The organism is uncultured Megasphaera sp. (genome assembly GCF_900539295.1).
Classification (GTDB): Bacteria; Bacillota; Negativicutes; order Veillonellales; family Megasphaeraceae; genus Megasphaera.
Map to the genome: position 1 here is coordinate 16,427 of NZ_UQBH01000003.1, position 25,403 is coordinate 41,829.

Genomic DNA, 25,403 nt, shown 5'->3' on the forward strand with positions numbered 1-25,403 from the left:
AGAATCAAGATACAATATAATTAAGAAGTAGAGGGGAGTGAGCGTCATGTTGGAAAGCAAGAGCTATATTGCTGTGCCGCCCGGTGCTACCATTAAAGAACAGCTTGAAGATCGAGGCATGACCCAAAACGATTTTTCTGAACGGATGGGAATGTCTGAAACAACTATCGGCAAATTAATGAATGGCGAAGTTCATTTAACTCCGGATATAGCTGAAAAAATCGAGTTGGTATTAGGCGTGCCGGCTGGTTTTTGGAATAAACTGGAATCGATATACCGGGAAAAATTGGTAAAAGTAAAACAGGAAAATAAATAGAAATTATATTTGTAAGAAACGAAAAGCCCCTTAAGGTCAGATTTTCGTCTGATCCTAAGGGGCCTGTTACTCTATCAAGAATGAACTGGTGATACCCGCAAAGATTTCTTATGCGTCGTAGGTGAAGGTCAAATCTTTTTTGATATCGGGATGGAGGCTGCGGCCTACGATGCACATGTCACGCGTTGAGGCTTCGATGGCGCTGCGATGGCTTTCATCGAGGGATTTGGGCATATGGAAATGGATGCCGATGTGGGCGATGCGGAATTCTTTTTCGTCGACAGATGTCTCGGTGTCGGCATAGGTTCCGGTCAGGTCGCAGCCCAGTTGGCCGGCGACGGCTGCCATGATGGTGATGGCGCAGGATGCGTAGGTATCAGCCAGCAATTCGACGGGGGAGTACGTTTCTTCAAGGCCGCCGTGACTCTTCGGACCGTCGGTGATGATGGTCTGTTTCTTTTTGGCGTCGTTCAGTTCGTTTCTCAGATTACCTTTAAATGCTGCATGAGACATGATAGTTCCTCCTTTTAGACGATAATCAAATTAATGTTATATATAGGGCGTCCTAAACTGTTTGCCCTTTTCTTGATTATACCACAGACGAGAGGCAAACTTCCCGGATTTTACGGCTTCTTTTCATATCGATTTTGCCGGTTGAATGAGGGAGTTTATGCGGCCTTTTTCCATTTTGATATTTCTTTTGACTTTTTGACTATAAACGCTTGACAAAAGAATGGGGGCATGCTATCTTATATATAGTCTTAGAGGTCAAATAGTCAGAACGCTAAGAAAAGTCAAATGAGCAGAGGTGATATCGTCATGAACTTAGATGCACGCAAACAGAAGATACTGCAAGTCATCGTTCAGGACTATATCGCTTCTGCCGAGCCTGTCGGGTCGCGGACGATTGCCCGCAAGTACGACTTGGGCATCAGCCCGGCGACGATCCGCAACGAGATGTTCGATTTGGAAATGATGGGATACTTGGAACAGCCGCATACGTCGGCCGGCCGTGTCCCATCCTTGAAAGGCTATCGGCTCTATGTCGACTGCCTCCTCAAACCGACGAAGATTACGGAAGCGGAAAAGCAGTTCGTCCAATCCTGGTTTCAGGATAAGCTGAGCAGTGTCGATGAAATATTTCAGTCGACGGCCAAGCTCCTGGCTCGGATTACGCACAACGTCACCTTGATCATGGCGTCGGAGCGGCTTAACTCGAAGCTTAAGTACATCCGCTTCCTGCCCCTCGATGACAGGAGAGCCATCATGATCGTCGTGACCGATACGGGACAGGTTGAAAACTGTATTTACCCGAAACCCGGCGGGGCCAGCATGGACGATTTGAACATCATTGCCCAGAAGCTGACCAACTATTTGACCGGTACGGCCATGGACCGCATCGATGAAAAGGCTATCGAAACATTTCATGAAACCATCGTCGACGATGTCGAGTTGTATCGACTGGCTTTCCGGGCGATGGAGCAGACCCGCCGCCAAGGCGAGCATTTCTATAAAGGCGGTACGACGGAACTGCTCAACAAGCCGGAATTTAAGGACGTCGACAAGGCCAAGAGCCTCTTTACCATGCTGGAAGAACAGGACATCGTCGCCAACATCCTTCACGATGAAGGCGAAGGGCAGTCCGTTACCGTCCGCATCGGTGAGGAAACGAAGTTGTCTCCCATCAACGACTGCAGCATCATTGAAGCGACCTTTACCGATCACGATGTCGTTCTCGGCAAGCTGGCCGTCTTAGGGCCGGCTCGGATGGAGTATGCCAAGATCATCGGCCTGTTGGATTTCATGAAACAGCATATGACACAGATGCTGTCCCATTACCAGGACGAGACGTAAGGAGGAGTACCGAACGAGATGAGTAACGAAGAGAAAAAAGATACTGTATTACAGGAAGAAGCAAATAAAGTGGCTGAAGACGCTGCCAAGGAAAAGGCTGAAGCCGTAGACGCTCAGGCGGCAGATGAGGGCTCTGCACAAACAGAACCGGATGCCAATGACGGCGCTGACAAGGCCGATGCGGAAAAAGCCGCTAAGTTTGAGCAGAAGTTCGTCCGCCTGCAGGCTGATTTTGCCAACTATAAGAAGCGTACTGCTTCCGAAAAGCTTCAAATTTCGGAAGTCGTCAAAATGGATGTCATCGGCGAGATCCTGCCGGTCATCGACAATTTTGAACGGGCCCTCAAGGCTCCGACAGATGCCGTTTCCGACGACGTACACTCCTTTATCGAAGGCTATGAAATGATTTATAAACAGCTTATGGACGTCCTTCAAAAGGAAGGGGTCACGAAAATCGATGCCGTCGGCAAACCTTTCGACCCCAATTATCATCAGGCTGTCATGCGTGTGCCCAGTGACGAATACGATGATGATATCGTCGTAGAGGTCCTCCAGGAAGGTTATCTCCTGGGCGAAAAGACCTTGCGTCCGGCCATGGTAAAAGTTGCATTTAACGGTTAATTATCGTTTAGTATAAGAATGGAGGAATCTTTTATGAGCAAAGTTATTGGTATTGACTTAGGTACGACAAACTCCGTAGTCGCTGTTATGGAAGGCGGCGAACCTACGGTCATCACGAATACGGAAGGTTCTCGTCTCACCCCGTCGGTTGTCGGTTTTTCCAAGACCGGCGAACGCCTTGTAGGCCAGTTGGCAAAACGCCAGGCCGTTTCTAACCCGGAAAACACCATTGCCTCGATTAAGCGTCACATGGGCGAAAGCTACACCGTTGACGTTCAGGGCAAAAGCTATACGCCGCAGGAAATTTCGGCTATGGTCCTTCAGAAATTGAAGGAAGACGCTGAAAGCTACTTGGGCGAAAAAGTAACCCAGGCCGTTATCACCGTTCCGGCTTACTTCAACGACAGCCAGCGTCAGGCTACGAAAGATGCCGGCAAGATCGCCGGTCTCGACGTTCTCCGTATCGTCAACGAACCGACGGCAGCAGCTCTCGCTTACGGCCTCGATAAAGGCGGCGACGGCAAAATCCTCGTATTCGACCTCGGCGGCGGCACATTCGACGTCTCGATCCTCGAACTTGGCGACGGCGTCTTTGAAGTAAAGGCTACCAACGGCAACACGAAACTCGGCGGTGACGACTTCGATAACAAGGTCATGGACTGGATGGTTGACGAATTCAAGAAACAGACCGGCATCGACCTCTCGCAGGATAAGATGGCCGATCAGCGCTTGAAAGAAGCTGCTGAAAAAGCAAAAATCGAATTGTCGACGGTTCTTTCGACGAACATCAACCTGCCCTTCATCACGGCTGACGCTTCGGGCCCGAAACATCTCGACCTGACCTTGACCCGTGCTAAATTCAACGAATTGACGGAAGACCTCGTCCATGCTACGATGGAACCAACCAAGAAGGCTATTGCTGACTCCGGTCTCAGCATCGACGAAATCGACAAGATCATCCTCGTCGGCGGCTCCAGCCGTATTCCGGCTGTTCAGGACGCTATTAAATCGATCCTCGGCAAAGAACCGAGCAAGGGCGTAAACCCTGACGAATGCGTTGCTATCGGCGCTGCTATCCAGGCCGGCGTCCTCGTAGGCGACGTCAAAGACGTTCTCCTCCTCGACGTTACGCCGTTGTCCCTCGGTATTGAAACCCTCGGCGGTGTCTTCACTAAGATCATCGACCGCAACACGACGATCCCGACTTCCGGAAGCCAGGTATTCTCGACGGCTGCCGACAACCAGCCTTCCGTTGACGTCCACGTCCTTCAGGGCGAACGCGAAATGGCTGCCGACAACAAGACCCTCGGCCGCTTTGAACTGACGGGCATTCCGGCAGCTCCGCGTGGAGTACCTCGTATCGAAGTTACCTTCAACATCGATGCTAACGGTATCGTAAACGTTTCGGCAAAAGACCTCGGAACGGGTAAGGAACAGAAAATCACCATCAAATCCTCTTCGGGCCTCGACAAGAGCGAAATCGACCGCATGGTCAAAGAAGCTGCTGCTCACGAAGCCGAAGATAAGAAACGTAAAGAAGGCATCGAAGCTAAGAACAACGCCGACTCCCTCATTTACCAGGCCGAAAAGACCATCAAGGATATGGGCGACAAAGCCGACGCTGCTAAAGTTTCGGAAATCAAAGATAAGATTGCCGACTTGAAAGAAGCTGTAAAGAGCGACGACGTCGACAAGATCAAAGCTGCTTCGGAAGCCTTGACCAAGCCGCTTTACGATTTGACCAGCGAAATGTACAAGAATGCCGACGCTGCCCAGCAGGCACAGCCGGAAGGCAGCGCCCAGTCTGACGCAGGCGACAGCCAGCCGAAAGACGACAATGTAGTTGACGCCGATTACACCGTAGTTGACGACGATAAGAAGTAAGATAGATAAGAGGGGCTTCTCAGATGAGCAAAAGAGACTATTATGAAGTGCTTGGCGTCCCTAAAGACGCCAGCGATGCAGAAATTAAAAAAGCCTTTAAAAAGCTGGCCCTCAAGTATCATCCGGACCGCAATCCCGATGATCCGAAAGCGGCTGAAGAAAAATTCAAAGAAATCAATGAAGCCTACAGCGTCTTGTCTAATGAGCAAAAACGTGCCCAGTACGACCAGTTCGGTCCGGCAGCCTTCCAAAATGGGAATGCTGCCGGTTCCGGCGCTGGTTTTGGTCAGGGCGGATTCGGAGGTTTTGGCGGCTTTGGCGGTTTCGGCCAGAGCAGTCAGGGCTTCGGTGGCTTTGAAGATATCTTCGATTCCTTCTTCGGCGGTCAGGGCGGCGGACGCCAGTCGTCCAACGGGCCTCAGCGAGGTGCCGATCTGCGCTATGACATTGATATTGCCTTCAAGGATGCGGCCTTTGGGAAGGAAATGGAAATTGAAGTTCCCAAGGAAGAAACGTGTACTCACTGTCATGGCGAAGGGGCTGAACCGGGCAGCAAGGTCGATACCTGTCCCGACTGTCACGGTACGGGCCAGCAGCGCGTCGTTCAGAACACGCCTTTTGGCCAGATGGTCAACGTCCGCACTTGCAGCCGTTGCGGCGGTACAGGCAAGATCATTCATGACAAATGTAAGGAATGTCATGGCAAGGGAACCGTAAAGGTTCGTAAGAAACTGAAGATTAAGATCCCTGCCGGTGTCGATGACGGTGCACGCCTGCGCGTTGCCGGCGAAGGCGAACCGGGTACCCGCGGCGGATCTCACGGCGATTTGTACGTCTATATCTTCGTTCGCCGCGATTCTAAATTTGTTCGCGAAGGGAACGATATCCTCTCGCAGGAAACGATTTCCTTTGCTCAGGCAGCTTTAGGGACGAAAATCCTTGTCGAAACACTGGACGGGAAGGTTGAACTGACCATTCCGGCCGGCACGCAGACCGGTACGACCTTCCGCCTTCGCGGAAAAGGCGTTCCTGTCCTCGGTGCCAAGAACCGCCGTGGTGATCACCACGTCCGGGTCACGGTATCCGTTCCTAAGAAATTGAATGATAAACAGCAGCAGCTCCTGCGTGAATTCGCCTATGCCGGCGGTGAAACGTGGGTGGGGGAGCCGAAGCCGGCTGAATCGACGCCGGATAAACAAAAGGCCGATGACAGTGCTGTGAGCAATACGAAAAAAGACTCGAAGAAGGGCAAAAAAGGCTTCTGGACGAAGCTGAAAGATGACCTTTTTCTGAGTTTGAGAAAGCTGCGGGACGACTTCTGTTGGAGTTGGGCCCGATTAAAAGAAGATCTGTAAAGATGAAGGGAGAATAGACGATGCAATGGAATGAAGTCGATTTGCTCGTTTCCCCAATGGCCACCGATTTGGTGGCCCTTCTTGTTTATGAATGCGGCAGCAACGGCTCGGTCATCGACGACCAGACGTCGGACCCTGAGGGCCGCGTTCGCATTACAGCGTATTTTCCGCTGACTCAAGAAGGCCTTGTGGAAACGATCCGAGAAAAAATGAACGCCCTTGAAAGCCGCGGTGCCGACCTCGGCAACTGGCAGGTCATCGAAAAAAATGTCAACGATGAAGATTGGCTCTTTGCCTGGCAAGATCATTTCCATCCTAAGAAAATCTCCCGCCATTTCTGGGCTGAACCAGCTTGGGAAAAAGCGTCGCCGGCTCCTGATGAAGACGTCCTTACGATCGACCCCGGCCTTGCTTTTGGCAGCGGCTTTCACGATACGACCTGTCTCTGCGTCCAGTATCTCGAAGATGCCGTAAAGCCCGGCGACGTCGTCTTTGATATCGGTACGGGAACGGGAATTTTGGCCATTGCCGCGGCAAAATTAGGCGCCGCTCATGCTGCGGCCGTCGACTTTGACAGCACCGCCGTCGCCCAGGCTCGGGTCAATGCCGCCATCAACGGCGTCGAAGACCGCTTGTCCATTGCCAACAGCGACCTCCTGGCAGCCATTCCAAAAGGCCAAAAGGCCGATGTCATCGTGGCTAATCTGGTGACGAACGCCGTTCTGGCCCTGCTTCCGACGGTAGCTCCCTACTTAAAAGAGGGCGGTACGCTCATCGTCAGCGGTATCATCGACGACCGCATCGATGAGGTCCGATCGGCTGCCGAACAGGCTGGGTTTATCTGGGCTGATGAACAGCTTCGCAGCGGCTGGTATGCCGTGAAATTGACGAGGTGAGATCATGCGCAAGATTTTTACGGATTTTCCCATTTGCGGGACCTTTGAATTGTCGGCTGACGATGCCCGCCACGTCGTCCTCGTCCTGCGGCACACCGTAGGCGACACGATTCCCGTCACCGACGTTACCGGTACGACCTATGAATGCTTCATTACCCGCATCGAAGGTCATTCGGCCTATTTGACGCCGGCCAAAAAACTATCCGATCCGACGGCTTCGGCCGGGACGGTTACCCTGGCTGCCGGTATCTTAAAAGGCGACAAGTTCGACTGGGTCATACAGAAGGCGACGGAGCTCGGCGTCAGCCGAATCGTTCCTGTACAAATGGAATATTGTGTAGTAAAATTAGATGATAAACGGCAGAAGTCCCGCCTTGAACGGTGGCAGCGCCTGGCCCTTGAAGGGGCTAAACAGTGCGGTCGCGACGACGTGCCCGACGTGGCGCCGGTCATGACCTTTACGGACTTTGTCGACGCTTATGCCGATACGCGCTGCATCATTCCTTATGAACGGGAAACGGCGCCGCTGGCTGAAGCCTGCCACGATGTGCGGACCGGTGACGTCGTCATTGCCATCGGACCCGAAGGAGGCTATGCCGAAAAGGAAATCGCCTACGCCGGACAGCAGTTTGCCTGGTGCCGGACCGTCTCGCTCGGCCCGCGGATCCTGCGTGCTGAAACGGCGTCGCTGGCGGCCTTGTCTATCATTATGTACGAAAGAGGATTCAAGTAATGCCAACAATTGCTTTTGCTACCCTGGGCTGCCGTGTCAACCAATACGATACGGACAGCATACGGGGCTTATTTCTTCAGGCTGGCTTTGAAGAAGCCGATTTTAACGGCTCTGCCGACGTCTATATCATCAATACCTGTTCGGTTACCCAAGTCGGTGAAAAAAAGTCACGCCAGCTCATTCGACGGACCAAGAAGCGCAATGATGCTGCCAAGGTCATCGTCACCGGCTGCTACGCTCAGCTCGACCCGGAACTTTTGGCGTCCATGCCCGAAGTCGATGCCGTCGTCGGGACGAACGAACGAAAACGCATCGTAGCCATCGTCGGCGAGTTGCTCGACAACGGCAGTGAGGAAGCTTTCACGGCCGTCCATGACGTGCGCCAACACGATGAGTTTGAGGAAATTCCCCTCTATCCGTCGGCAGTGGAGCATACGCGGGCAGACCTGAAGATACAGGAAGGGTGCAATAATTTTTGTGCGTACTGCATCATTCCCTATACGCGCGGTGCGCTGAAGTCGCGCCGTCCCGATGCCGTCATTGCTGAAGCTAAACGGCTGGTCGACGCCGGGTTTAAGGAAATCGTCCTGACCGGCATCCACCTCGGCGCCTATGGCCGGGATCTCGACGATCATCCGTCCTTGGCCCATATATTGGACCGCTTGGTCAAAGAAACGGATGTACCCCGCATCCGTATGGGGTCTATCGAATCGCTGGAAATCGACGACGACATGATTGCCGTTATGAACAGCTCCGATCGAATCTGCCGTCACCTGCACCTGCCCCTTCAGGCCGGTTCCGATGCCGTGTTAAAAGCCATGAACCGCCATTATACCGTCGCTGAGTACGAAGAGCTCATCGCTCGTCTGCGCAGCCGTATCGGTGGTCTTACGGTCTCGACGGACCTCATCTTAGGCTTTCCTGGTGAGACGGAAGCTCTCTTTGAAGACACGATGGAAACCTTGCGCCGTCTCAATTTTTCCCATATTCACGCCTTTCCTTATTCGCCGCGAAAGGGGACGCCGGCTGCGACCATGAGTGGCCAGATCGATACGGCTGAAAAGAAGCGCCGCGTCGAATTGGTCAATGAGTTGTCGGCCCGCCAGAAAGGGGCTCTCCTCGAGTCCCTCGTCGGGACGAAGGCCTCGGTCCTCGTCGAAACCCAGGAAGGTACCGATGGAGAAGGTTTTACGGGAAACTATGAACGCGTCGCCGTCCGGGGACTGCCGGAAGGTTCTCAGGGGACGGTCGTCTCCGTTACCCTTGTGGGAACAGACGGCAAGAAGCTTGTCGGACGAGGCCCTTTGGCTGAAGGATAAAAAGCTGACTTCGCCGTACCAAGAAGGAGGAATTCACTATGGAAGACTGCATTTTCTGCAAGATCATCGCCGGGGACATCCCCAGCACCAAGGTTTGGGAAGACGATAATTTCTTCGCCTTCAAGGACATCAATCCCGTGGCACCGGTACACGTTTTGGTTATCCCCAAGAAACACGTTCAGAGCATTGCAGCCCTGACGCCGGATGACGCCGATATGGCCGGCAAGATGCTCTATGCCATTCAAAAAGTCGCACAGGTCATGAATCTCGATAAAGACGGCTTCCGCGTCGTATTCAATACGGGAGAAAAGGCCGGTCAGACCGTTCATCACATGCACGCCCATATCTTAGGCGGCAAGGAAATGGCATGGCCCGGCGTATGAGTGAACGTCAGCCGCGAAGAAGACCGCAGCGTGAAGTGCGCTTTTCCATGGCTTCGCTTACCCGTATCATTGCCATTGTGCTCCTCATCGGCGTCGTCGTTTTTTTAGCCATTCATAAAATCTAATGATTCTCTCATGAAAAAAGACCCGCAGGGGTCTTTTTTTTACGCCTCTTTAATTCGTGCCGACTATAATGGAAGGAATAACTAAATGAAAGGGGAAGGTATCATGGAGTCACGGGTTTTAGGGTATTATGGAGAACAGGCTGCACTGGCTTATATACGGCATCAGACCGACTACCGCATCCGCTGCTGCAACTACCGAAATCGCATGGGCGAAATCGATATCATTGCCGATCATGGAAGGACCCTCGTTTTTATTGAAGTCAAGACGCGACGAACGGAACGCTACGGCAGGCCTTGTGAGGCTGTGGAACGGCGGAAGCGGCAGAAACTGACCTGCGTCGCCTCCGGTTATCTGACGCAGTTCCGCTTGTGGGACAAGCCCTGTCGCTTTGACGTCATCGAAGTTTGGCCGGGAGTTGACGACCAGCCCGTTGTTCGCCACGTCGTCCATGCCTTCTTTGCAGAAAGGCGGTGAATTCATGTTTGCACGCATTTCGGGTGCTGCGACCTTGGGCCTCGGCGGTCACGTCATCGCCGTCGAGACGGATATTTCCAACGGCTTGCCATCCTTTGACCTGGTAGGATTGGCGTCGACGTCGGTCAAAGAAGCCAAGGAGCGTGTCCGGGCGGCCATTAAGAACAGCGGCTATGAATTTCCCATGCGCCGCCTGACGGTAAATTTGGCACCTGCTGATTTGAAGAAGGATACGTCAGGCCTTGATTTGGGATTGGCCGTTGCCATTTTGGCGTCGAGCGGTCAGATCCCCTTGGAAGCCTGTGCGGACTGCCTCTTTTTGGGAGAACTGGCCCTCGATGGCGAAATCCGGCCGATAAACGGTGTCCTGCCCATGGTCATCGAAAGTGCTGCTCAGGGCGTCAAATCGGTCTTCGTCAGTTCGAAAAATGGAGCCGAAGCTCTCCTTTGTCCGTCAGTTACGGTCTATACGGCCGAATCTTTGTCACAGGTTGCCGGTCATTTGAAGGGCGATATGACTTTGAAGCCGATAACGCCTCAGGAAAGAGAGGCCGATATCCTCGATTACGATATCGACTTTTCCGAAGTACAGGGCCAGGTCGAAGCCAAACGGGCCCTTGAAATCGCGGCCGCCGGCGGTCATAATATCTTGATGATCGGTCCGCCCGGGAGCGGCAAGACCATGCTGGCTAAAAGGATTCCGACGATCTTGCCGCCCTTGGCGAAAAAAGAGGCCTTGGAAGTGACCAAAATATACAGTGTCGCCGGCCTCCTTCGAGAAGGGCAGCTCATGCAGCGGCGCCCCTTTCGCAGTCCCCACCATACCATTTCCCGGGCAGGCCTGGTAGGCGGCGGTACGATTCCTCATCCCGGAGAAGTGACCCTCAGTCACCACGGCGTCCTCTTCCTCGATGAACTGCCGGAATTTCCCCGGTCGGTCCTGGAAGTGCTGCGCCAGCCTTTAGAAGACGGCATCGTCCACATCGCCAGAGTCAACGCCGCCTTATCTTATCCTTCGCGGTTCGTCCTGGTGGCGGCCATGAATCCCTGTCCCTGCGGCAGTTATGGCTTTGACGATGACTGTACGTGTTCGGAAAACAACCGCTATCGCTATATCCATAAGATTTCCGGCCCCTTATTGGACCGCATCGACCTCCACGTCCGCGTCGCCCGACCGGCTTACGGCGACTTGGCAGGGGGCTGCGGGGCCGAGACTTCCGAGGCGATACGGGGCCGGGTCCTTCGGGCCAGGGAACGGCAGGCGGCGCGGCTGGCAGCCTATGACTGTTACTGCAATGCCCACATGGGGCACCGGGAAATCAAGGAGACGTGCTCGCTGAGTCCGGAAGCGCGGAACATGCTGCGTGAGGCCTTTGATTTACTCCGCCTCAGCGCCCGCAGTTACGACCGGCTCATCAAGGTAGCCCAAACCATTGCCGACCTTTCCGGGGCTGAGGATATTCAGGAACATCATGTGGCCGAAGCCATCAGCTACCGCAATAAACTGTAAAGGGGGAGACGACGTGAACGGCGTGACCGAAGAAACGATGTACGCAGCGGCTCTCCAATCTCTTCCGGGCCTCGGCAGCCGGCGTCTGAAGACCCTCCTCGACCGATACCGTTCGGCCAAGGCCGCTTGGCAGGCTTCGTGGGACGACGACCTGCGGTGCCGATGGAGATTTTCACCGGCTTCTTTTGGCAAAGTCGTTGAAGAACGAAATGTTTTTGATTGGGATGGATTTCAACGTAAGCTTTCCTTTTATGGCGTGCGCCCCATTGCCTTGTGGGACGATGACTATCCGTGCTGGCTGCCCTTCATCGCCCAGCCGCCGCTGGTCCTCTTTTGTCAGGGAATGCTGGAAGCGGATCGATATACCCTGGCCATGGTCGGGTCGCGAAAAGCCAGTCCCTATGGGCTGAACGCAGCCGAAACCCTGGCCATGAGTCTGGCCGAGCGGGGGATTACCCTGGTCAGCGGCGGTGCCAGAGGCATCGATACCCGTGTTCATACCGGGGCTTTAAAAGGGAAGGGGCGGACCGTCGTCGTCGTTGCCAATGGCCTCAATCGGACGTACCCGCGGGAGAATAAGCGCCTCTTTCGAGACATCGTCGAGCAGGGCGGAGCCATCCTTTCGGAATATACCTTTGGGACCGAGCCGCGGGCTCAGCACTTTCCGGCCCGCAACCGAATCATCGCTGGCGTTGCGGCAGCTACTGTCGTCATTGAAGCGGCCCTTGGCAGCGGTTCCCTCATTACGGCCGACTTTGCCCTGGAAGAAGGGCGCGACGTCTTTGCCATGCCGGGCAGTATTTTTGCCGAAACGAGTAAGGGAACGAATCACTTGCTGCAGATGGGGGCCATGGCCTTGACCGGAGCCGACGATATCCTGCAGGTCTTTCAAAGCCGGGGCTGGCATATTCCGGCGGCTGCTGAGGACTGTCCATCGGTCGACTTCGATGACAAGGAGACCTGCGTCCTTCAGGCCTTGTCGATGGAACGGGCCATTCCGGCTGAAGATTTGCTGTCCGTGACCGGCTTGTCCCTTCCCGAACTGCTGCATACACTCCTTCGGCTGCAGCTCAAAAAAGCCGTCGAGGAAATGCCCGGCGGCTTTGTCCGCTGTGCTGCGGCAGCTTTTCGATTATAGGCGGGAAATATAGCTTCGCGTCTTATCGACGGAGACGACGTCAATCCAGCCGAAGGGGGTCAGGATATGACAGAGGTAGAAGAGGGTATTGTAATCGAGAACCAGGTTTTTCAGACCTTTGATGGTCCGCCTGCTTCCTTCGATACTGGTGTAGCCTGTAAGGGCGGCATCGAGAAGGGAGGAGTCGGACCATTTTTCACGAAAGCAGCTGTGAATAAAGAGGAAGAGATCGAGAACGGCAGCCGGCGCATGGATGAATTTCTTTTCATTTTCCCAGTCGAGGAGGGTAATGGCTTTTGTTTTCAGATCATAGGCGATATCCCGCAGGGCCGGGCGGCCGTGGTGCAGGCCGGCAGCATGGAGCCGGGCCAGTCCTTCGCCGGCTTTGGTGAAGGCATCGAGGCGCACGTCGACGTACTCTTCTCCTTTTGCAATGCTCTGGAGGGGCCTGCCGACATTTTCCATGACGAAGAAATCTTCATCGAAGAGGACGATTTTCGGCGCCAATGGCAGGCGGGAGTTGACCATCGTAATCTTATAGGCCTCACACCAGAAGGCCGATGACGGATTTTGTTTGGCAAAAGCATTGCGGCCATTGCTCATACGTCGCTTGATAAAGTAGTTCATTCCATCGAAAGAAAGGGGAAGAACCCGTTTATCCGGGTTTTCGGCGATTATTTCCTGAACCTTTTTGAAGAGAGACGGATTGAACAAGCGTATCACACCTTTCTATTAGTAAGATATAATTTCATTATTTACCTGACTTATACATGAGGTACGTTTCATTATAGCAAATTTTGACGATAAAATAAATGTACTGAGTTCAGCGAACTCGCATAGGTATCTTAAGCTTTACGGGAGACGAGATTATGTAATCCTTGAGTGACTGCCTTTTTACAATCTATTTTAAATCAAAAAGTTATCTTGATATTGATAAATAATATTGACAAGTGAAGAAATGCACTTTATAATAAAATCAGATTTTGGTATAGATTATTAAAAAAGGGAGATGTGTCGTATGTTTCAGAATACGGATTTTTGGATTGGCTTAGGTATTGGTGTCGTCGCAGGGGTTTTCGGCTACAAATTAATGTCCGAACGTGAACAGCAGCTCTTGGCTATGCAGCAGCCGGCAGCCGGCGCTTTGACGGCGTCTGTTCCCCTCGCTGAATTGCAGCGCCAGAAGGAAGAATTAGAAGACATGATTGCAGCTCAGGAAGCCGCACAGGCAAAATAATTACAGACTGTCAAAAGAAGACTGTTGCCTTTCGGTAACGGTCTTTTTTAAAGGGTAAAAAGATAGAAAGGGCTGCGTTTATGTTTATTCCGACGTCGAAATGGGACTTCATCATCCGTTCTGTCTCAATCTCGTCTTACTTACCGGGCCGCATTCGCCTGCACAGTAAGAAACTCATCGGCAATGCTGAATTGGGCCGCAAGGTATACGCCTATATTGCCAGCTATAAAGAAATCGATAATGTCGATATCAACGTCCTTACGGGTTCGGTATTGATTACTTACCGTCCGCAGCTTCTGCGGACAAACCGAGAACTCGTTCGGGTAGAAAACTATATCATGACCCATGCTGAAAGGAGAAGGTGATTATGTCATACGCCTCAGGTTTTATGGTGGGCACGTCGATCGGAAAGGCCGTTTACGACTTGTTCCATAATAAGAAAAGGGGAGGCAGCGCCTTTGCCGGTGCGCCTTCGATGCAAGGAGAAAAGACTGTTGATGTGCCGCGTTTTGCCTGCGTGTCCACACTCCCCGGCCGTCGCCGCTACCGGGCTGCGTCCCTTGTCGGTAATGCAGGGTTGGCCGAATTCATGGAAAAGAAAATCGGTGTCATGACCGGCATCAGTTCCATCGAGGTCAACACCGTTACGGGCAGTATTTTGGTCTATGCTTCAAGTGAAGCTGCGCTGGATCTTTTGGAAGATTTCTTCCGCTCCCGCCTCTTTCCCAATGCCGTCGAAGGGATTATCAATGCCGTCTATGACGCCGATCGGAAACGGGCTCCGAAGTCAGACGATACAACCTATCTCAAAGTCGCCCGGGCGACAGGTGATTTTTTAAGCCGCATCATTAAAAAGAAATCAAATCATCTCCTCGATTTGACGACGGTTGCCGCCTTGTTCCTAATCATTCGCGGCCTGCGAAAGACCGTTTTCATGGGTGAGCGCCCGTCAGGGCCGCAGATGCTGTGGTGGGCTCTCTCGCTGCTGAGGAGGGAATGATCATGTACCTGTGCAATACGATTTTTCTTCACAGCGAAATTCCCAGCCGCATGCGTCCAATCCTGAGCGTCAAGCTTCGCCAAGTCAGCGGCATCGTATCGGCCATTGTGGAAGAAAAGAAAGTCACTGTCTATTATCATAAGAACCTCGATGTACGGGCCTTGAAGCTCTTTATCCGGGCCTTTGAAGATAAGTACGGCCGCAAAAAAGAAAATAAGCCGGAAGAAATGGACGTCGCCACCTATCGTCGGGAAGCCATCATCTCTGTCGGCGGCTTCATTGCCATGAACATCCTGCGCAAGGTAAATCCGGAATTTTACGGATCCATGCTCTTGTTTCGTCGACTCTTTACCTTATACATCGCGCGTCGCTATATTAAAAGCGGTATCCTCGGCCTGGTAAAAGACCATCAGGCCAACGCCGATACGTTGACGGCAACGGCTGTGGCGGCTTCGGTCCTGTCCGGAAAGCCGGAATCGAGTCTGACTCTCCTGGCGCTCTCGAACGGGGCTGAAATGATGACGGAATACGCTGCCGAACGGGCACGCCGTCAGATTTCCGGCCTTTTGAAACTGGATCAGCGTGACGTCTGGATTATCGAAAACGGCAGGGAACGCAAGGTTCCCGTCGAATCGCTGAAGCGGGGCGACCTCATCGCCGTCCATCTCGGCGAAAAGATTTGCGTCGACGGTACCGTTGTCGACGGCAACGCCGCTGTCAATCAGGCCTCCATTACCGGCGAATCGAATCCGGCTATCAAACAGGAAAAGTCGGCTGTCTATGCCGGCAGCGTCATTGAAGCCGGGGACCTCGTCATCCGCGTCGAAAAGGTCGGTGCCGATACGTCTCTGGCCCAGATCATCCACCTCGTCGAAGAAGCTCAGACCCGTCGGGCGCCGGTTCAGAATTTTGCCGATAAGATGGCCAATCTCTTAGTTCCCATTTCCTTTATCGGTGCGGCTATCGTCTACGGGGCGACGAAGGATTGGCAAAGAGTTCTCAATTTGCTGTTCATCGACTTCTCGTGCGGTCTGAAACTGTCGACGGCAACGGCCATTTCGGCGGCTATCGGCGTTGCAGCCCGGAAAGGGATTCTTATTAAGGGCGGAAACTACATCGAAAATCTGGCTGAAATCGATACGGTCGTCCTCGACAAGACCGGGACCATTACCATGGGCGTTCCCCAAATCGACCACATCGAAACGGTCGAAGGGGTCAACGATAAGGAAATGATCCTCCTGGCGGCTTCGGCTGAAATGCATTCTGTTCATCCTTTAGCGGTGGCCGTACAGAAATACGTTAACGCCAAGGGTTGGCAGACGCCGTCTCATGATTCGTCGGAAACGGTCGTTGCCCGGGGCATGAAGGCCGTTGTTCCGTCCTTTGAAACTTATCCCGGCGGCAATGTCCTCGTCGGCAGCCGCCGCTTCATGACCGAAGAAGGGGTAGAAGGCATGCCGGCAGCCGATAATAAGACTTGGGGCAAGAACCTCTTGTACATCGCCCGCGACGGCCAGTATCTCGGCTTCCTGACCATACAGGATCCGATTCGGCCGGGCATGAAAAAGACCTTGAACCGCATGCGCCGCTTAGGCATCGACGAAGTCGTCATGCTGACCGGCGATTCGAAAGACGTAGCAGCTGAAGTAGCCCACGACATGGATATCGATTCGTACCACGCCGAAATCCTGCCGGAAGAAAAGGCCAACTACGTTATGAAGATGCAGAAACGAGGCAACGTCATGATGGTCGGCGACGGCATCAACGATGCGCCGGCCCTGGCTTTTTCCGACATCGGCGTCAGCCTGGGCGGCAACAAGACTGACATCGCTGCCGAATCGGCGGCCATTACGATCCGCTCGGAAGACCCGGCTAAATTATACGATGCCCTCCATATCGGACGGGAAACGATGCGGGCCATCAACCAGAACTTTACGGCGACCATTGCCGTGAACTCGGCGGCCATGCTTCTCGGCGCTTTAGGAAAGATAAGTCCCCTCTGGGCCGCCGTCATCCACAATACGGCGACTTTGGCCGTCGTATTGAACAGCGTTCGCATTCTCGGGCCATCCATGCCGAAACGGCGAGCCTAAAAAATCTCGATTTTAGAGAATAGGTTTTAATTAAGACAAAGAATCACATATTAAAAAGAATGCGGCAAGGTGCATTTTGTAAAGAAAGAAGCGTACTTTCGTGCGCTTCTTTCTTTTTATAAATGAATTTCAATAGCAAAGTGTTGACAGAGTATGTGAAAAAATATATAATATATTTGGTAATGAAATATATTATCAATAGCTGAAGGGATGTGTGAGTATTATTTACGGAGCTGAAAGGAGCGATGTAAATGAGTGTTGTCATCGTAGGTGGAAATGATTGCATGGTGTGCCGTTATAAGCGTATTTGCAAAGAATTCGATTATAAGGCCAAAGTATTTACTCAGGTGCCCAGTGATTTTAAGTCGAAAATCGGGTCGCCTGATCTTGTGGTGTTGTTTACCAGTACCGTGAGTCACAGTATGGTCCGCTGCGCTCTGAAGGAAGCCCAGCGCAAGAACGTGGATATTGTCCGTTCCCATACCAGCAGCTCAAGCGCACTGAAAACTATACTAGCAGCCAGGACGGAGGAAGCCGTCGTCTAGGCAAGCAAAGGGGAGTTAGTCATGAAGATTGTTTCGTTAGCTGACATGAAAGTCGGTCAGTCAGGTATTGTCGAAGCCCTTGAAGGCCGGGGAAATATCCAGCATCGCCTGGTAGATATGGGCGTCGTCAAAGGTTCTCGCATTTCTGTTTTTAAAAAGGCCCCTCTCGGAGATCCGGTAGAAGTCAAAATTAAAGGCTGTGCTATGGCCTTGCGCATGAATGAAGCGGCTATGATTTCGGTAGCCGTGGATCAATAATAAGGGGGTATTTAGTAGTCATGGAAAATGCAGGAAAGATTAAGATTGCCCTTGCCGGCAATCCTAACTGCGGGAAAACGACGATTTTTAATAACATTACAGGTTCAAAGCAGCACGTCGGCAACTATCCCGGCGTTACTGTCGAAAAGAAAGAAGGCCATCGCACCTTTAACGGCAAAGATTTGCTCTTTGTCGACCTTCCGGGTACGTATAGCCTGACGGCACGGTCCCTCGACGAAGTCGTTGCCCGTAACGTCATCATCAATGAAAAGCCGGATATCATCGTCAACGTTCTCGATGCCTCGAATCTCGAACGTAACTTGTATTTGGCCGCTCAGCTCGTCGAATTGGGACGACCGATGGTCATCGCCTTGAATATGATGGATATTGCCGAACGAATGGGCATTAAAATCGACCTCGAAAAGTTAGGCCGTCAAATCGGTGCCGTCGTCGTTCCCTTAGTCGGCAGTAAAAACTTAGGGACGAAAGAACTGCTCGACGCGATTTCCAGCATGGAAGCACAACACTTGGTCAATGCGGAAGTCGATTATGGTGCTGACGTCGAACCGGCGATTGCTGAATTGACCGATGCCATCGATAAGATTGGCGTCATCAATTATCCGATCCGCTGGCTGGCTGTTAAACTCCTTGAAAACGACTCCGATGCCGTGGCCAAGGTCAAGGCTATTGACGGTACGGAACATATCTTGGAACTGGCGGCTTCTCTCCGCGATTCCCTGGCTAAAAACCTCGATTTAGACTTTTATTTTGCTCAATGCCGCTATCAATTTGCGACTGACGTATTTAATAAATCCATTATTAATGTCGGTACGAGCGATACCTTGTCTGATAAAATCGACCGCGTCCTGACGCACCGCGTCTTGGGGATTCCTATTTTCTTAGGCCTCATGTGGCTCATGTTTACCGTCGTCATCGACCTCGGTGCCTATCCGCAGGATTGGCTCGATCAAGGGTTTGGCATGCTCGGTGACTGGCTGAGTACGGTCGTCGAAGATGAACAGCTGCGCTCGCTCCTCGTCGACGGCGTTATCGGCGGTGTCGGTTCGGTCCTCAGTTTCGTACCGCTTATCGTCCTCTTATATTTCTTTATCAGTTTGCTCGAAGACACGGGCTACATGGCCCGCGCTGCTTTCCTTATCGACCGCGCTATGAGAGCTCTCGGCCTGCACGGCAAGTCCTTTATCCCCATGATTCTCGGCTTTGGCTGTAACGTACCGGGCATCATGGCCGCTCGTACTCTCGATAATGAAAAGGACCGCCTGGTCACTATCCTGGCGTGCCCCTTCATGAGCTGCGGTGCTCGTCTTCCTGTTTACACCCTGCTCATCGGCGCCTTCTTCGGCGCTTCCGGTTATGGCGGTACGGTCCTCTTCGGCGTCTACCTCTTGGGTATCATCGTCGCCGTTGCCGTCGCCTTGGTCCTGCGTCATACGACCTTTAAAGGCGAACAGGAACCGTTCGTCATGGAAATGCCGCCGTACCACATTCCGACCCTCAAGGGCGTTCTTATGCATATGTGGGAACGCAGTGTACTGTACCTCAAAAAGGCCGGTACCTTTATCCTCGGTGCTTCGATCATCGTTTGGTTCCTCACGGCATATCCTATGGATGTCCAGTATTCTCAGGACTTCGATGCCGCTAAAGAACAGGTTACGGCTCAGATGGAACAGCAGCAGGCCGGTATCCTCCAGACTTACGGCCTTACGTCCATCGAAGAAAACAGTGAATTGAACGGCATGTATGAATCGATGGTTGCCGCTGCCGACGCTGCTGCTGAAGAAGAAGACAGCGAAGAAGAAGACGTAGAAAGCGTCCAGCAGGCTGAAGCCGTTGAAGAAAAACCACAGTATCCCGATGCTTTTGCCGATCTCGAAGCTTCCAATCCGACGGTATATGCTCAGGCTCTGCCCTTATTCGATGCCAAAGTCGCTGCTGACGATGCTACGACGGAACTCGACAGCCAGCAGAATGCTGAAAAGATTTCCCAGTCCTATGCAGCCCGCTTAGGCCACTTCATCGAACCGGTTATCGCACCGCTCGGTTATGACTGGAAGATCGGTGTCGCCATCGTAGCCTGCACGGCCGCTAAGGAAGTCATGGTTTCGACCTTGGCTACGATTTACAGCGTCCAGGCTGACGATACCCATGAAGCCAACCTCATCACCTTCTTGGCTGATGACCCGAACTTCAACCCCGCCGTTGCCCTGTCGCTGATGGTCTTCACCTTGCTGTACATGCCCTGCGTCGCTGCAATGGCAGTCATCAAGCGTGAAACGGGTTCTTGGAAGATGCTCCTTGCCAGCGATGGCATGTGCCTCGTCTTGGCTTATGTCCTGGCTTACGTTACCTATCAGTTGGCTCTTATGGCCGGTCTCGGTGCATAAGATCCTCTATCCCATAGAAAGGGGGGTTCTGGTATGAGTCCTGCAACGATTATTGTCGCTATCGTCGTCATCATCGCCGTAGCGTACTTCATCCGTCACGTCCGCGGCCTGTTCAACGGAACGGCAGGCTGCTGCGGCGGCTGCTCGGGCAGCTGCTCGTCAAGCGGACAGTCAAAGACGGGGGATAAATCGAAACTCCCGCCTTGCTGCCAAAAATAAATAGCAGATAACAGCAAAGAGCCTCCATCGGTCAACTTGGTCGGTGGAGGTTCTTTTGTATGGAAACACAAATTTGCTGTAAAAAATAAGATGCCTCACCATGGATTTCTTTATCGGAGATATAAAGAAATCCGTGATGAGGCTTTTTGTGTCATAGGTATTGGCCAGTGATGCTGTCTTTATTCTGTTTTATGGCTTCCGGTGTGCCGATGGCTGTGATGCGGCCGCCTTCTTCGCCGCCGCCGGGGCCCATGTCGATGATGTAGTCGGCGTTACGGATGACGTCGAGATCGTGTTCGATGACGACGACCGTCGCACCCCTGTCGAGGAGGGCCTGGAAGACGCGGAGCAGGACCTGGACGTCCAGGGGATGGAGGCCGATGCTCGGTTCATCGAAGACGAAGAGGGATGCCGTTTGGGTGCGCCCCATTTCACTGGCCAGTTTCAAGCGCTGAGCTTCGCCGCCGGATAGGCCGGGCGTTTCTTCGCCGAGGGTCAGGTATCCCAGACCGAGGCGGCTGAGCGTTGTGAGCCGCTGCGAGACGCCCTTCCATTCGGTGCAAAAGGTGACGGCGTCGTCGACATCCATGGCCATCAATTCCGGCAGCGTCCGGGAGATTCCCTCTTTGTTGGTCAATTTAACGGCCGATGCGGCCGGGGCGTAGCGCGAGCCATGGCAGGTCGGGCAGGGGATATGGACGTCCGGGAGAAACTGGACGTCGAGGCTGATGGTACCCGTGCCGTCGCAGTCGGGGCAGCGCAGGGAGCCCGTGTTGTACGAAAAATTTCTGGCCTTGTAGCCTTGTTCTTTGGCCTCTGGCGATTTTCCATAGAGCTTTCGCAGTTCGTCGTGAACGCCGGCATAGGTCGCAACGGTCGAGCGGACGTTGATGCCGATAGGCGTGGCGTCAATGAGTTTTACCTGCTCGATGCCGCCGGCGTCGACGCCTTTAATGTGAGCCGGCAGGGGACGCTTCGCTATGACGGATTCAATGGCGGGAATCAGGCTTTCGAGGACCATCGTCGTCTTGCCCGATCCCGATACGCCGGTGACGACGGTCAAACGCCCCTTGGGGATGGTGAGATCGAGCGGTTTTACGGTGTGAATGGCCGTTGTAGAAAGATGGATTTGACCGTTGGCAAAGAGCTCGTCCTGCGGGACGTCGGGACGGATTTTGGTATTGGCCTTGCCCGACAGGAAGGGGCCGATTTGGGAGACGGGATTTTCTTCGATGGCAGGAAGGGTTCCTTCTGCCAATACATGGCCGCCATTGACGCCGGCTTTCGGGCCCATTTCGATAATCCAGTCGGCCTCTTTTAAAATCTGCGTGTCGTGGTCGACGAGGATGACGGAATTTCCGTCGGCTACCAAATCGTTCATGACGCCCGTAAGGCCGACGATGTTTGCCGGGTGGAGGCCGATAGACGGTTCGTCGAGGACGTAGAGGACTCCCGTCGTCCGATTGCGGACGGCCCGGGCCAGCTGCATCCGCTGCCGTTCTCCCGTCGAGAGGGTGCCTGCCGAGCGGTCGAGGGTGAGGTAACCCAGGCCCAGATCGATGAGGCGCTTGGCCGTATTTTGGAAGGCCTCTACGATGCTGTCGGCCATGGGAACCATGTCTTTGGGGAGGGATTTCGGAACGGCTTGTACCCACTTTGTTAAGGCCGAGAGGGTCATGGTGCAGGATTCGTCGAGGGAGATGCCCTGTACCTTAGGGGCCCTGGCTGCTTCCGACAGGCGGGTCCCGTGGCAGGTCGGGCAGACTTCTTCTTTTAAGAATTTTTCGACGCGCTTCATGCCCTTTTCGTCCTTGACCTTAGACAAGGCGTTTTCGACGGTGTAGACGGCGTTATAGTAGGTGAAGTCGAGTTCGCCGGCTTCATTGGAATTTTTAGATTTGTAGAAAATGTGCTTCTTCACGGCCGGTCCGTGGTAGACGATGTCTTTTTCTTCGGCCGTCAAATCGCGAAAGGGCACGTCTGTGCGGACGCCCATGGCCCGGCAGACGTCGGTCATGAGGGACCACATGAGGCTGTTCCAAGGGGCGACGGCGCCGTCGTCGATGCTGATGGATTCGTCGGGAACGAGGGTCGCCATGTCGACGGTGCGGACCGTTCCCGTGCCGCTGCAGTCGGGGCAGGCGCCTTGAGAGTTAAAGGCCAGTTCTTCTGCCGACGGGGCCATGAAATGGACGCCGCATTCCGGGCAGACGAGGTCTTTTTCGGCGGCTACGTTTAAGGATGGCCGGACGTAGTGCCCGTTCGGGCAGCGGTGGCTGGCCAGGCGGGAATAGATGAGGCGCAGGCTGTTTAGAAGTTCTGTACCCGTGCCGAAGGTGCTGCGGATGCCCGGAACGCCGGGCCGTTGGTGCAGGGCCAAGGCCGCCGGCACATAGAGGACTTCGTCGACGGCGGCCTGCGAGGCCTGGGTCATGCGGCGGCGAGTATAGGTTGACAGGGATTCCAGGTAGCGGCGGGAGCCTTCGGCGTAGAGGACGCCCAGGGCCAGGGACGACTTGCCCGAGCCGGAAACGCCGGCAATGCCGACGATTTTATGAAGGGGGATATCGACGTCGATGTTTTTCAGGTTATGGACCTTGGCGCCGCGGATGAGCATTTTATCAATCATGGTTTTCACTCCCGGTAATGGAAAAAGGTAAACATTTTGGCAGCGTACGGTGGGCTGCGTATTTCAGGCGGCTGTCAGGGACTTCCTTCGACAGGCGTAACCGGGCCGTATTCGCCCATTTGGGTGAGGAGATGGTAGCGGATGGTCGATAGAAATTCTTTTACCCGAGACGGTGCATCTTTGGCAGCTAAGATGCCGTAGTCGACGGTGATATCCGTCGCCAAGGGAATGCTGACCAGGCCGGGATGGATGTCTTCCCAGGGCGTCAGGTTGATGAGGGCGGCATTTTTGTCGATGGCGGCATTGAAGGTATCGAGACTGTAACGGCCCGGCGTTTCGAGAATTTGGCAATGGGCCAGCTCTTGCTCCATCTGAGCTCGGAGCAGGTCGTTTTTATGGCTGATGCCCTTAGGGACCATGAGCAGGTGCTGGTTTTCCAGGTCTTTGATTTCTAACAGGTCTTTTTCGGCTAAGGGATTGTCTGAGCGGACGGCGATACTGAAGCGATAAGAGCCTAAGGGAACGGCGTCGACCAAGGTGTGGGTCGTCGCCTGATCAAAGGTGCCGATGAGGATGTCGCAGGTCTTTCCCAGGGCTTCGTATTCCCGGTTTTGGGTGATAAGGTCGCTTGGGAGCTGGACGATGGTCAGGCTGTATTGGGGCAGCTTGTCCTTGATGCGGTTCCAAATCGATAAAAAGGGACGGCTGGGATGGAGGAGGGACGTCCCCAGACGCAGGGTGAAACTTTGGTTCGTCGCCTTATGGCAGGCCAAATAGGCCTCGTGGGAGAGCTCAATCAGCTGCTGAGCATAGGCGAGGAAAACCTCGCCTTCCGGCTTCAAGCGGATGCCGGCTGACGATCGCTCCAAGAGGGTGCAGTCCAGTTCACTTTCGAGTTTATTGATTTGCTTCATGACGGCTGTCGGGGAAATGAAGTTCTGTTCAGCCGCCTTGGTAAAGCTTCCCAGCTTGGCGACAGCCAGGAAAGTTTGCAGGTTTTGAATATCCATCATAGCCTCCGTAAACTTTTGGTTAATACCATGGTAACTTATTGACGATTCTCAGTCAAGGCAAGGCGTGGCATAATAACCTTGTCAGAAGGAGGGACAACGATGAAGCACACGATTTTAATTGCCTACTTTTCCCATAGCGGAAATACTCGCGCCGTGGCCCGGGAAATTGCCCGGCAGACCGGCGGCGACTTATTCGAAATAGAAACCGACCGTTTCTATCCCCAAGACCACGACCCCTGCTCGCGTCAGGCTCACCAAGAAGTAAATGACGATATCCGCCCGCCTTTGAAAACTCAGATAGCCGCCATGGACGACTACGATGTAGTGTTCATCGGCCACCCCATCTGGTGGTACCGGGAACCGATGGTCGTCCGGTCTTTTTATGAAGCCTATGATTTTTCCGGGAAGACGGTCATCCCCTTTGCGACTTCCGGCGGCAGCGACTTACACGATACGATAGCCGATATGAAGCGCTATCTGCCGAAGTCGACCTTGGGCCGGGGGCTCTGTATCGGAAGTTATGAAGTGAATCATTGTCAGAAGAAAATACGCAGCTGGATTGAGAAGTTAGGAGTGAATCCATAAGATGAACGATACGAAAGTAAAAGTAACGATTAATCACGAAAAAGTTCTTTGGGCCGACTGGAAGGACAATGCTACGGCACGGGCCTTGTTGAAAAAGATGCCCTTTACGATTAAGATGTCCAATCTCTACGGTCGGGAAATGTGCCATCGCTTCGGCGGCGGCAGCCTGCCCGTAAAAGCGTCGCAGAATAAGGATTACGCCGTAGGTGACATTTCTTTCTGGCCGCCTCTCGGGAGTCTGGTCATCTTATACAGTCAGAACGGCGAAGTCTTTGAACAGGTTCCCATTGGCCACGTCGACGGCGATATCCGTTTCTTTTCCGGCATGGCCGATGCCGATATTTTATTTGAAACTGTAAAGGAGAAATGATGATGAAATTGTCGAAGAAAATCACGTCTGTCTTGCTGATCAGTTTAATATCTGCCTTCGTAGCCGGCTGCGGGGAAGCGGCGCAAAATGAACCGCAGCCGCAGCAAAATACCGGTACGGCCCAGGCTTCCGGCGTCGATGAAAGTTCATCGGCCAGCCAAAAACAACGGGCCATTGAAGATAAGGATATCGTCGGCGTATGGATCAACCACATCGATACCGACATCAACCAAAAGATTACCTTTAAGGCCGATCACACGTGGACCGAAAATCAGCATAATGTAGACAACATCTATTCCGGGACCTGGTCCATCAGCGGCGACCACAGCATTTACCTCGAGCCTTATGGCGAAACGATTGAAATCAATCCCGATAATTTGAAAGAAATGAATGTCGTCCGCTATCATCATCGGCTGACGAAAGAAGAATAATTGATTAGA

At 53.2% G+C, this 25,403-nt stretch carries 28 protein-coding genes; 24 read left to right on the forward strand and 4 right to left on the reverse strand.

Annotation, left to right across the window (positions count from 1 at the left end; all coding sequences use genetic code 11):
- Positions 1-46 precede the first annotated feature (46 nt).
- Entirely contained in the window at positions 47-316 is a 270-nt protein-coding gene (locus QZQ46_RS01375; protein ID WP_296826174.1) for a helix-turn-helix transcriptional regulator, read from the forward strand.
- Positions 317-424: 108 nt separating this feature from the next.
- Here QZQ46_RS01375 and QZQ46_RS01380 read toward each other — a convergent pair whose 3' ends face one another.
- Entirely contained in the window at positions 425-829 is a 405-nt protein-coding gene (locus QZQ46_RS01380; RefSeq protein ID WP_292278315.1) for an OsmC family protein, read from the reverse strand.
- A gap of 306 nt (positions 830-1,135) precedes the next feature.
- Between QZQ46_RS01380 and hrcA the strand changes: the two genes are divergently transcribed.
- From hrcA to dprA, 12 genes are all read left to right on the forward strand, one after another.
- The gene (hrcA, locus tag QZQ46_RS01385; RefSeq protein ID WP_225069726.1) at positions 1,136-2,170 is read left to right on the forward strand and encodes a heat-inducible transcriptional repressor HrcA; all 1,035 of its coding nucleotides are present in this window, start codon (positions 1,136-1,138) and stop codon (positions 2,168-2,170) included.
- Between the two features lie 18 nt (positions 2,171-2,188).
- Positions 2,189-2,791, forward strand: a complete 603-nt coding sequence (grpE, locus tag QZQ46_RS01390; protein WP_296826175.1) for a nucleotide exchange factor GrpE — start codon at positions 2,189-2,191, stop codon at positions 2,789-2,791.
- Positions 2,792-2,824: 33 nt separating this feature from the next.
- Positions 2,825-4,675, forward strand: a complete 1,851-nt coding sequence (gene dnaK, locus QZQ46_RS01395) for a molecular chaperone DnaK (protein WP_296826176.1) — start codon at positions 2,825-2,827, stop codon at positions 4,673-4,675.
- Between the two features lie 23 nt (positions 4,676-4,698).
- The gene (dnaJ, locus tag QZQ46_RS01400; protein ID WP_296826177.1) at positions 4,699-6,030 is read left to right on the forward strand and encodes a molecular chaperone DnaJ; all 1,332 of its coding nucleotides are present in this window, start codon (positions 4,699-4,701) and stop codon (positions 6,028-6,030) included.
- A 20-nt stretch (positions 6,031-6,050) separates the two neighbouring features.
- Positions 6,051-6,926 carry a 50S ribosomal protein L11 methyltransferase gene (prmA, locus tag QZQ46_RS01405; protein ID WP_296826178.1) on the forward strand — a complete coding sequence of 292 codons (876 nt, stop codon included), beginning with the start codon at positions 6,051-6,053 and terminating at the stop codon, positions 6,924-6,926.
- Between the two features lie 4 nt (positions 6,927-6,930).
- Positions 6,931-7,659 (forward strand): 16S rRNA (uracil(1498)-N(3))-methyltransferase, encoded by a 729-nt coding sequence (locus QZQ46_RS01410; protein ID WP_296826179.1) that lies wholly within the window; start codon positions 6,931-6,933, stop codon positions 7,657-7,659.
- Positions 7,659-8,978, forward strand: a complete 1,320-nt coding sequence (mtaB, locus tag QZQ46_RS01415) for a tRNA (N(6)-L-threonylcarbamoyladenosine(37)-C(2))-methylthiotransferase MtaB (RefSeq protein WP_296826180.1) — start codon at positions 7,659-7,661, stop codon at positions 8,976-8,978. Before QZQ46_RS01410 ends, mtaB begins: the two co-directional genes overlap by 1 nt.
- A gap of 38 nt (positions 8,979-9,016) precedes the next feature.
- Positions 9,017-9,361, forward strand: a complete 345-nt coding sequence (locus QZQ46_RS01420) for a histidine triad nucleotide-binding protein (protein WP_292278308.1) — start codon at positions 9,017-9,019, stop codon at positions 9,359-9,361.
- Positions 9,358-9,486, forward strand: coding sequence for a hypothetical protein (locus QZQ46_RS01425; RefSeq protein ID WP_296826181.1), 129 nt, complete (start codon positions 9,358-9,360; stop codon positions 9,484-9,486). The genes QZQ46_RS01420 and QZQ46_RS01425 overlap by 4 nt, the downstream gene beginning before the upstream one ends.
- Positions 9,487-9,589: 103 nt before the next feature.
- Complete coding sequence (locus QZQ46_RS01430; RefSeq protein WP_296826182.1) at positions 9,590-9,961, forward strand: YraN family protein; 372 nt, start codon at positions 9,590-9,592, stop codon at positions 9,959-9,961.
- A 4-nt stretch (positions 9,962-9,965) separates the two neighbouring features.
- Entirely contained in the window at positions 9,966-11,471 is a 1,506-nt protein-coding gene (locus QZQ46_RS01435) for a YifB family Mg chelatase-like AAA ATPase (RefSeq protein WP_296826183.1), read from the forward strand.
- A 13-nt stretch (positions 11,472-11,484) separates the two neighbouring features.
- A complete protein-coding gene (dprA, locus tag QZQ46_RS01440; RefSeq protein ID WP_296826184.1) occupies positions 11,485-12,609 on the forward strand; it encodes a DNA-processing protein DprA in 1,125 nt (374 codons plus the stop codon).
- Here the strand turns inward: dprA and QZQ46_RS01445 are convergent.
- Positions 12,604-13,323, reverse strand: a complete 720-nt coding sequence (locus QZQ46_RS01445) for a hypothetical protein (RefSeq protein ID WP_296826185.1) — start codon at positions 13,321-13,323, stop codon at positions 12,604-12,606. The two genes, dprA and QZQ46_RS01445, sit on opposite strands and share 6 nt — an antisense overlap.
- Positions 13,324-13,627: 304 nt before the next feature.
- Between QZQ46_RS01445 and QZQ46_RS01450 the strand changes: the two genes are divergently transcribed.
- The 8 genes from QZQ46_RS01450 to QZQ46_RS01485 all read left to right on the forward strand — a co-directional run bounded on the left by QZQ46_RS01450 (position 13,628) and on the right by QZQ46_RS01485 (position 20,366).
- A complete protein-coding gene (locus tag QZQ46_RS01450; protein WP_044504165.1) occupies positions 13,628-13,846 on the forward strand; it encodes a hypothetical protein in 219 nt (72 codons plus the stop codon).
- A gap of 80 nt (positions 13,847-13,926) precedes the next feature.
- Complete coding sequence (locus QZQ46_RS01455; RefSeq protein ID WP_065360473.1) at positions 13,927-14,211, forward strand: HMA2 domain-containing protein; 285 nt, start codon at positions 13,927-13,929, stop codon at positions 14,209-14,211.
- A gap of 2 nt (positions 14,212-14,213) precedes the next feature.
- Positions 14,214-14,846, forward strand: coding sequence for an HMA2 domain-containing protein (locus QZQ46_RS01460; RefSeq protein ID WP_296826186.1), 633 nt, complete (start codon positions 14,214-14,216; stop codon positions 14,844-14,846).
- Between the two features lie 2 nt (positions 14,847-14,848).
- Positions 14,849-16,939, forward strand: a complete 2,091-nt coding sequence (locus QZQ46_RS01465) for a cation-translocating P-type ATPase (RefSeq protein ID WP_296826187.1) — start codon at positions 14,849-14,851, stop codon at positions 16,937-16,939.
- Between the two features lie 251 nt (positions 16,940-17,190).
- Positions 17,191-17,484, forward strand: coding sequence for a DUF2325 domain-containing protein (locus QZQ46_RS01470; protein ID WP_044504161.1), 294 nt, complete (start codon positions 17,191-17,193; stop codon positions 17,482-17,484).
- 21 nt (positions 17,485-17,505) lie between these two features.
- Positions 17,506-17,742, forward strand: coding sequence for a FeoA family protein (locus QZQ46_RS01475; protein ID WP_044504160.1), 237 nt, complete (start codon positions 17,506-17,508; stop codon positions 17,740-17,742).
- Positions 17,743-17,762: 20 nt separating this feature from the next.
- Positions 17,763-20,147 carry a ferrous iron transport protein B gene (gene feoB, locus QZQ46_RS01480; protein ID WP_296826188.1) on the forward strand — a complete coding sequence of 795 codons (2,385 nt, stop codon included), beginning with the start codon at positions 17,763-17,765 and terminating at the stop codon, positions 20,145-20,147.
- A gap of 33 nt (positions 20,148-20,180) precedes the next feature.
- Positions 20,181-20,366, forward strand: coding sequence for a FeoB-associated Cys-rich membrane protein (locus tag QZQ46_RS01485; RefSeq protein ID WP_044504158.1), 186 nt, complete (start codon positions 20,181-20,183; stop codon positions 20,364-20,366).
- A gap of 151 nt (positions 20,367-20,517) precedes the next feature.
- Here QZQ46_RS01485 and QZQ46_RS01490 read toward each other — a convergent pair whose 3' ends face one another.
- Positions 20,518-22,995, reverse strand: a complete 2,478-nt coding sequence (locus QZQ46_RS01490) for an excinuclease ABC subunit UvrA (RefSeq protein WP_296826189.1) — start codon at positions 22,993-22,995, stop codon at positions 20,518-20,520.
- Positions 22,996-23,069: 74 nt separating this feature from the next.
- Positions 23,070-24,005: a LysR family transcriptional regulator gene (locus tag QZQ46_RS01495; protein ID WP_296826190.1), complete on the reverse strand. Its 936-nt coding sequence runs from the start codon at positions 24,003-24,005 to the stop codon at positions 23,070-23,072.
- Between the two features lie 102 nt (positions 24,006-24,107).
- Here QZQ46_RS01495 and QZQ46_RS01500 point away from each other — a divergent pair, with 102 nt between their 5' ends.
- The 3 genes from QZQ46_RS01500 to QZQ46_RS01510 are packed head-to-tail and all read left to right on the forward strand — an operon-like array spanning position 24,108 to position 25,394.
- The gene (locus QZQ46_RS01500; RefSeq protein WP_296826191.1) at positions 24,108-24,593 is read left to right on the forward strand and encodes a flavodoxin; all 486 of its coding nucleotides are present in this window, start codon (positions 24,108-24,110) and stop codon (positions 24,591-24,593) included.
- Position 24,594: 1 nt separating this feature from the next.
- Positions 24,595-24,963 carry a cyclophilin-like fold protein gene (locus QZQ46_RS01505; RefSeq protein ID WP_296826192.1) on the forward strand — a complete coding sequence of 123 codons (369 nt, stop codon included), beginning with the start codon at positions 24,595-24,597 and terminating at the stop codon, positions 24,961-24,963.
- On the forward strand, positions 24,960-25,394 hold the full coding sequence (locus QZQ46_RS01510; RefSeq protein WP_296826193.1) for a hypothetical protein: 435 nt from the start codon (positions 24,960-24,962) through the stop codon (positions 25,392-25,394). Before QZQ46_RS01505 ends, QZQ46_RS01510 begins: the two co-directional genes overlap by 4 nt.
- The last annotated feature ends 9 nt before the right edge of the window (positions 25,395-25,403 follow it).

What these genes read in the sequence shown, in the direction of transcription:
- QZQ46_RS01465 (WP_296826187.1), top strand. Translation starts at nt 14,849, where the DNA reads ATGTACCTGTGCAATACGATTTTTCTTCACAGCGAAATTCCCAGCCGC.
- QZQ46_RS01460 (WP_296826186.1), top strand. Translation starts at nt 14,214, where the DNA reads ATGTCATACGCCTCAGGTTTTATGGTGGGCACGTCGATCGGAAAGGCC.
- dnaK (WP_296826176.1), top strand. Translation starts at nt 2,825, where the DNA reads ATGAGCAAAGTTATTGGTATTGACTTAGGTACGACAAACTCCGTAGTC.
- QZQ46_RS01410 (WP_296826179.1), top strand. Translation starts at nt 6,931, where the DNA reads ATGCGCAAGATTTTTACGGATTTTCCCATTTGCGGGACCTTTGAATTG.
- QZQ46_RS01425 (WP_296826181.1), top strand. Translation starts at nt 9,358, where the DNA reads ATGAGTGAACGTCAGCCGCGAAGAAGACCGCAGCGTGAAGTGCGCTTT.
- QZQ46_RS01510 (WP_296826193.1), top strand. Translation starts at nt 24,960, where the DNA reads ATGATGATGAAATTGTCGAAGAAAATCACGTCTGTCTTGCTGATCAGT.
- QZQ46_RS01475 (WP_044504160.1), top strand. Translation starts at nt 17,506, where the DNA reads ATGAAGATTGTTTCGTTAGCTGACATGAAAGTCGGTCAGTCAGGTATT.
- QZQ46_RS01455 (WP_065360473.1), top strand. Translation starts at nt 13,927, where the DNA reads ATGTTTATTCCGACGTCGAAATGGGACTTCATCATCCGTTCTGTCTCA.
- grpE (WP_296826175.1), top strand. Translation starts at nt 2,189, where the DNA reads ATGAGTAACGAAGAGAAAAAAGATACTGTATTACAGGAAGAAGCAAAT.
- QZQ46_RS01380 (WP_292278315.1), bottom strand. Translation starts at nt 829, where the DNA reads ATGTCTCATGCAGCATTTAAAGGTAATCTGAGAAACGAACTGAACGAC.
- QZQ46_RS01495 (WP_296826190.1), bottom strand. Translation starts at nt 24,005, where the DNA reads ATGGATATTCAAAACCTGCAAACTTTCCTGGCTGTCGCCAAGCTGGGA.
- dnaJ (WP_296826177.1), top strand. Translation starts at nt 4,699, where the DNA reads ATGAGCAAAAGAGACTATTATGAAGTGCTTGGCGTCCCTAAAGACGCC.
- mtaB (WP_296826180.1), top strand. Translation starts at nt 7,659, where the DNA reads ATGCCAACAATTGCTTTTGCTACCCTGGGCTGCCGTGTCAACCAATAC.
- QZQ46_RS01470 (WP_044504161.1), top strand. Translation starts at nt 17,191, where the DNA reads ATGAGTGTTGTCATCGTAGGTGGAAATGATTGCATGGTGTGCCGTTAT.
- QZQ46_RS01450 (WP_044504165.1), top strand. Translation starts at nt 13,628, where the DNA reads ATGTTTCAGAATACGGATTTTTGGATTGGCTTAGGTATTGGTGTCGTC.
- QZQ46_RS01420 (WP_292278308.1), top strand. Translation starts at nt 9,017, where the DNA reads ATGGAAGACTGCATTTTCTGCAAGATCATCGCCGGGGACATCCCCAGC.
- prmA (WP_296826178.1), top strand. Translation starts at nt 6,051, where the DNA reads ATGCAATGGAATGAAGTCGATTTGCTCGTTTCCCCAATGGCCACCGAT.
- feoB (WP_296826188.1), top strand. Translation starts at nt 17,763, where the DNA reads ATGGAAAATGCAGGAAAGATTAAGATTGCCCTTGCCGGCAATCCTAAC.
- QZQ46_RS01505 (WP_296826192.1), top strand. Translation starts at nt 24,595, where the DNA reads ATGAACGATACGAAAGTAAAAGTAACGATTAATCACGAAAAAGTTCTT.
- hrcA (WP_225069726.1), top strand. Translation starts at nt 1,136, where the DNA reads ATGAACTTAGATGCACGCAAACAGAAGATACTGCAAGTCATCGTTCAG.
- QZQ46_RS01485 (WP_044504158.1), top strand. Translation starts at nt 20,181, where the DNA reads ATGAGTCCTGCAACGATTATTGTCGCTATCGTCGTCATCATCGCCGTA.
- QZQ46_RS01435 (WP_296826183.1), top strand. Translation starts at nt 9,966, where the DNA reads ATGTTTGCACGCATTTCGGGTGCTGCGACCTTGGGCCTCGGCGGTCAC.
- QZQ46_RS01490 (WP_296826189.1), bottom strand. Translation starts at nt 22,995, where the DNA reads ATGATTGATAAAATGCTCATCCGCGGCGCCAAGGTCCATAACCTGAAA.
- QZQ46_RS01430 (WP_296826182.1), top strand. Translation starts at nt 9,590, where the DNA reads ATGGAGTCACGGGTTTTAGGGTATTATGGAGAACAGGCTGCACTGGCT.
- QZQ46_RS01375 (WP_296826174.1), top strand. Translation starts at nt 47, where the DNA reads ATGTTGGAAAGCAAGAGCTATATTGCTGTGCCGCCCGGTGCTACCATT.
- QZQ46_RS01500 (WP_296826191.1), top strand. Translation starts at nt 24,108, where the DNA reads ATGAAGCACACGATTTTAATTGCCTACTTTTCCCATAGCGGAAATACT.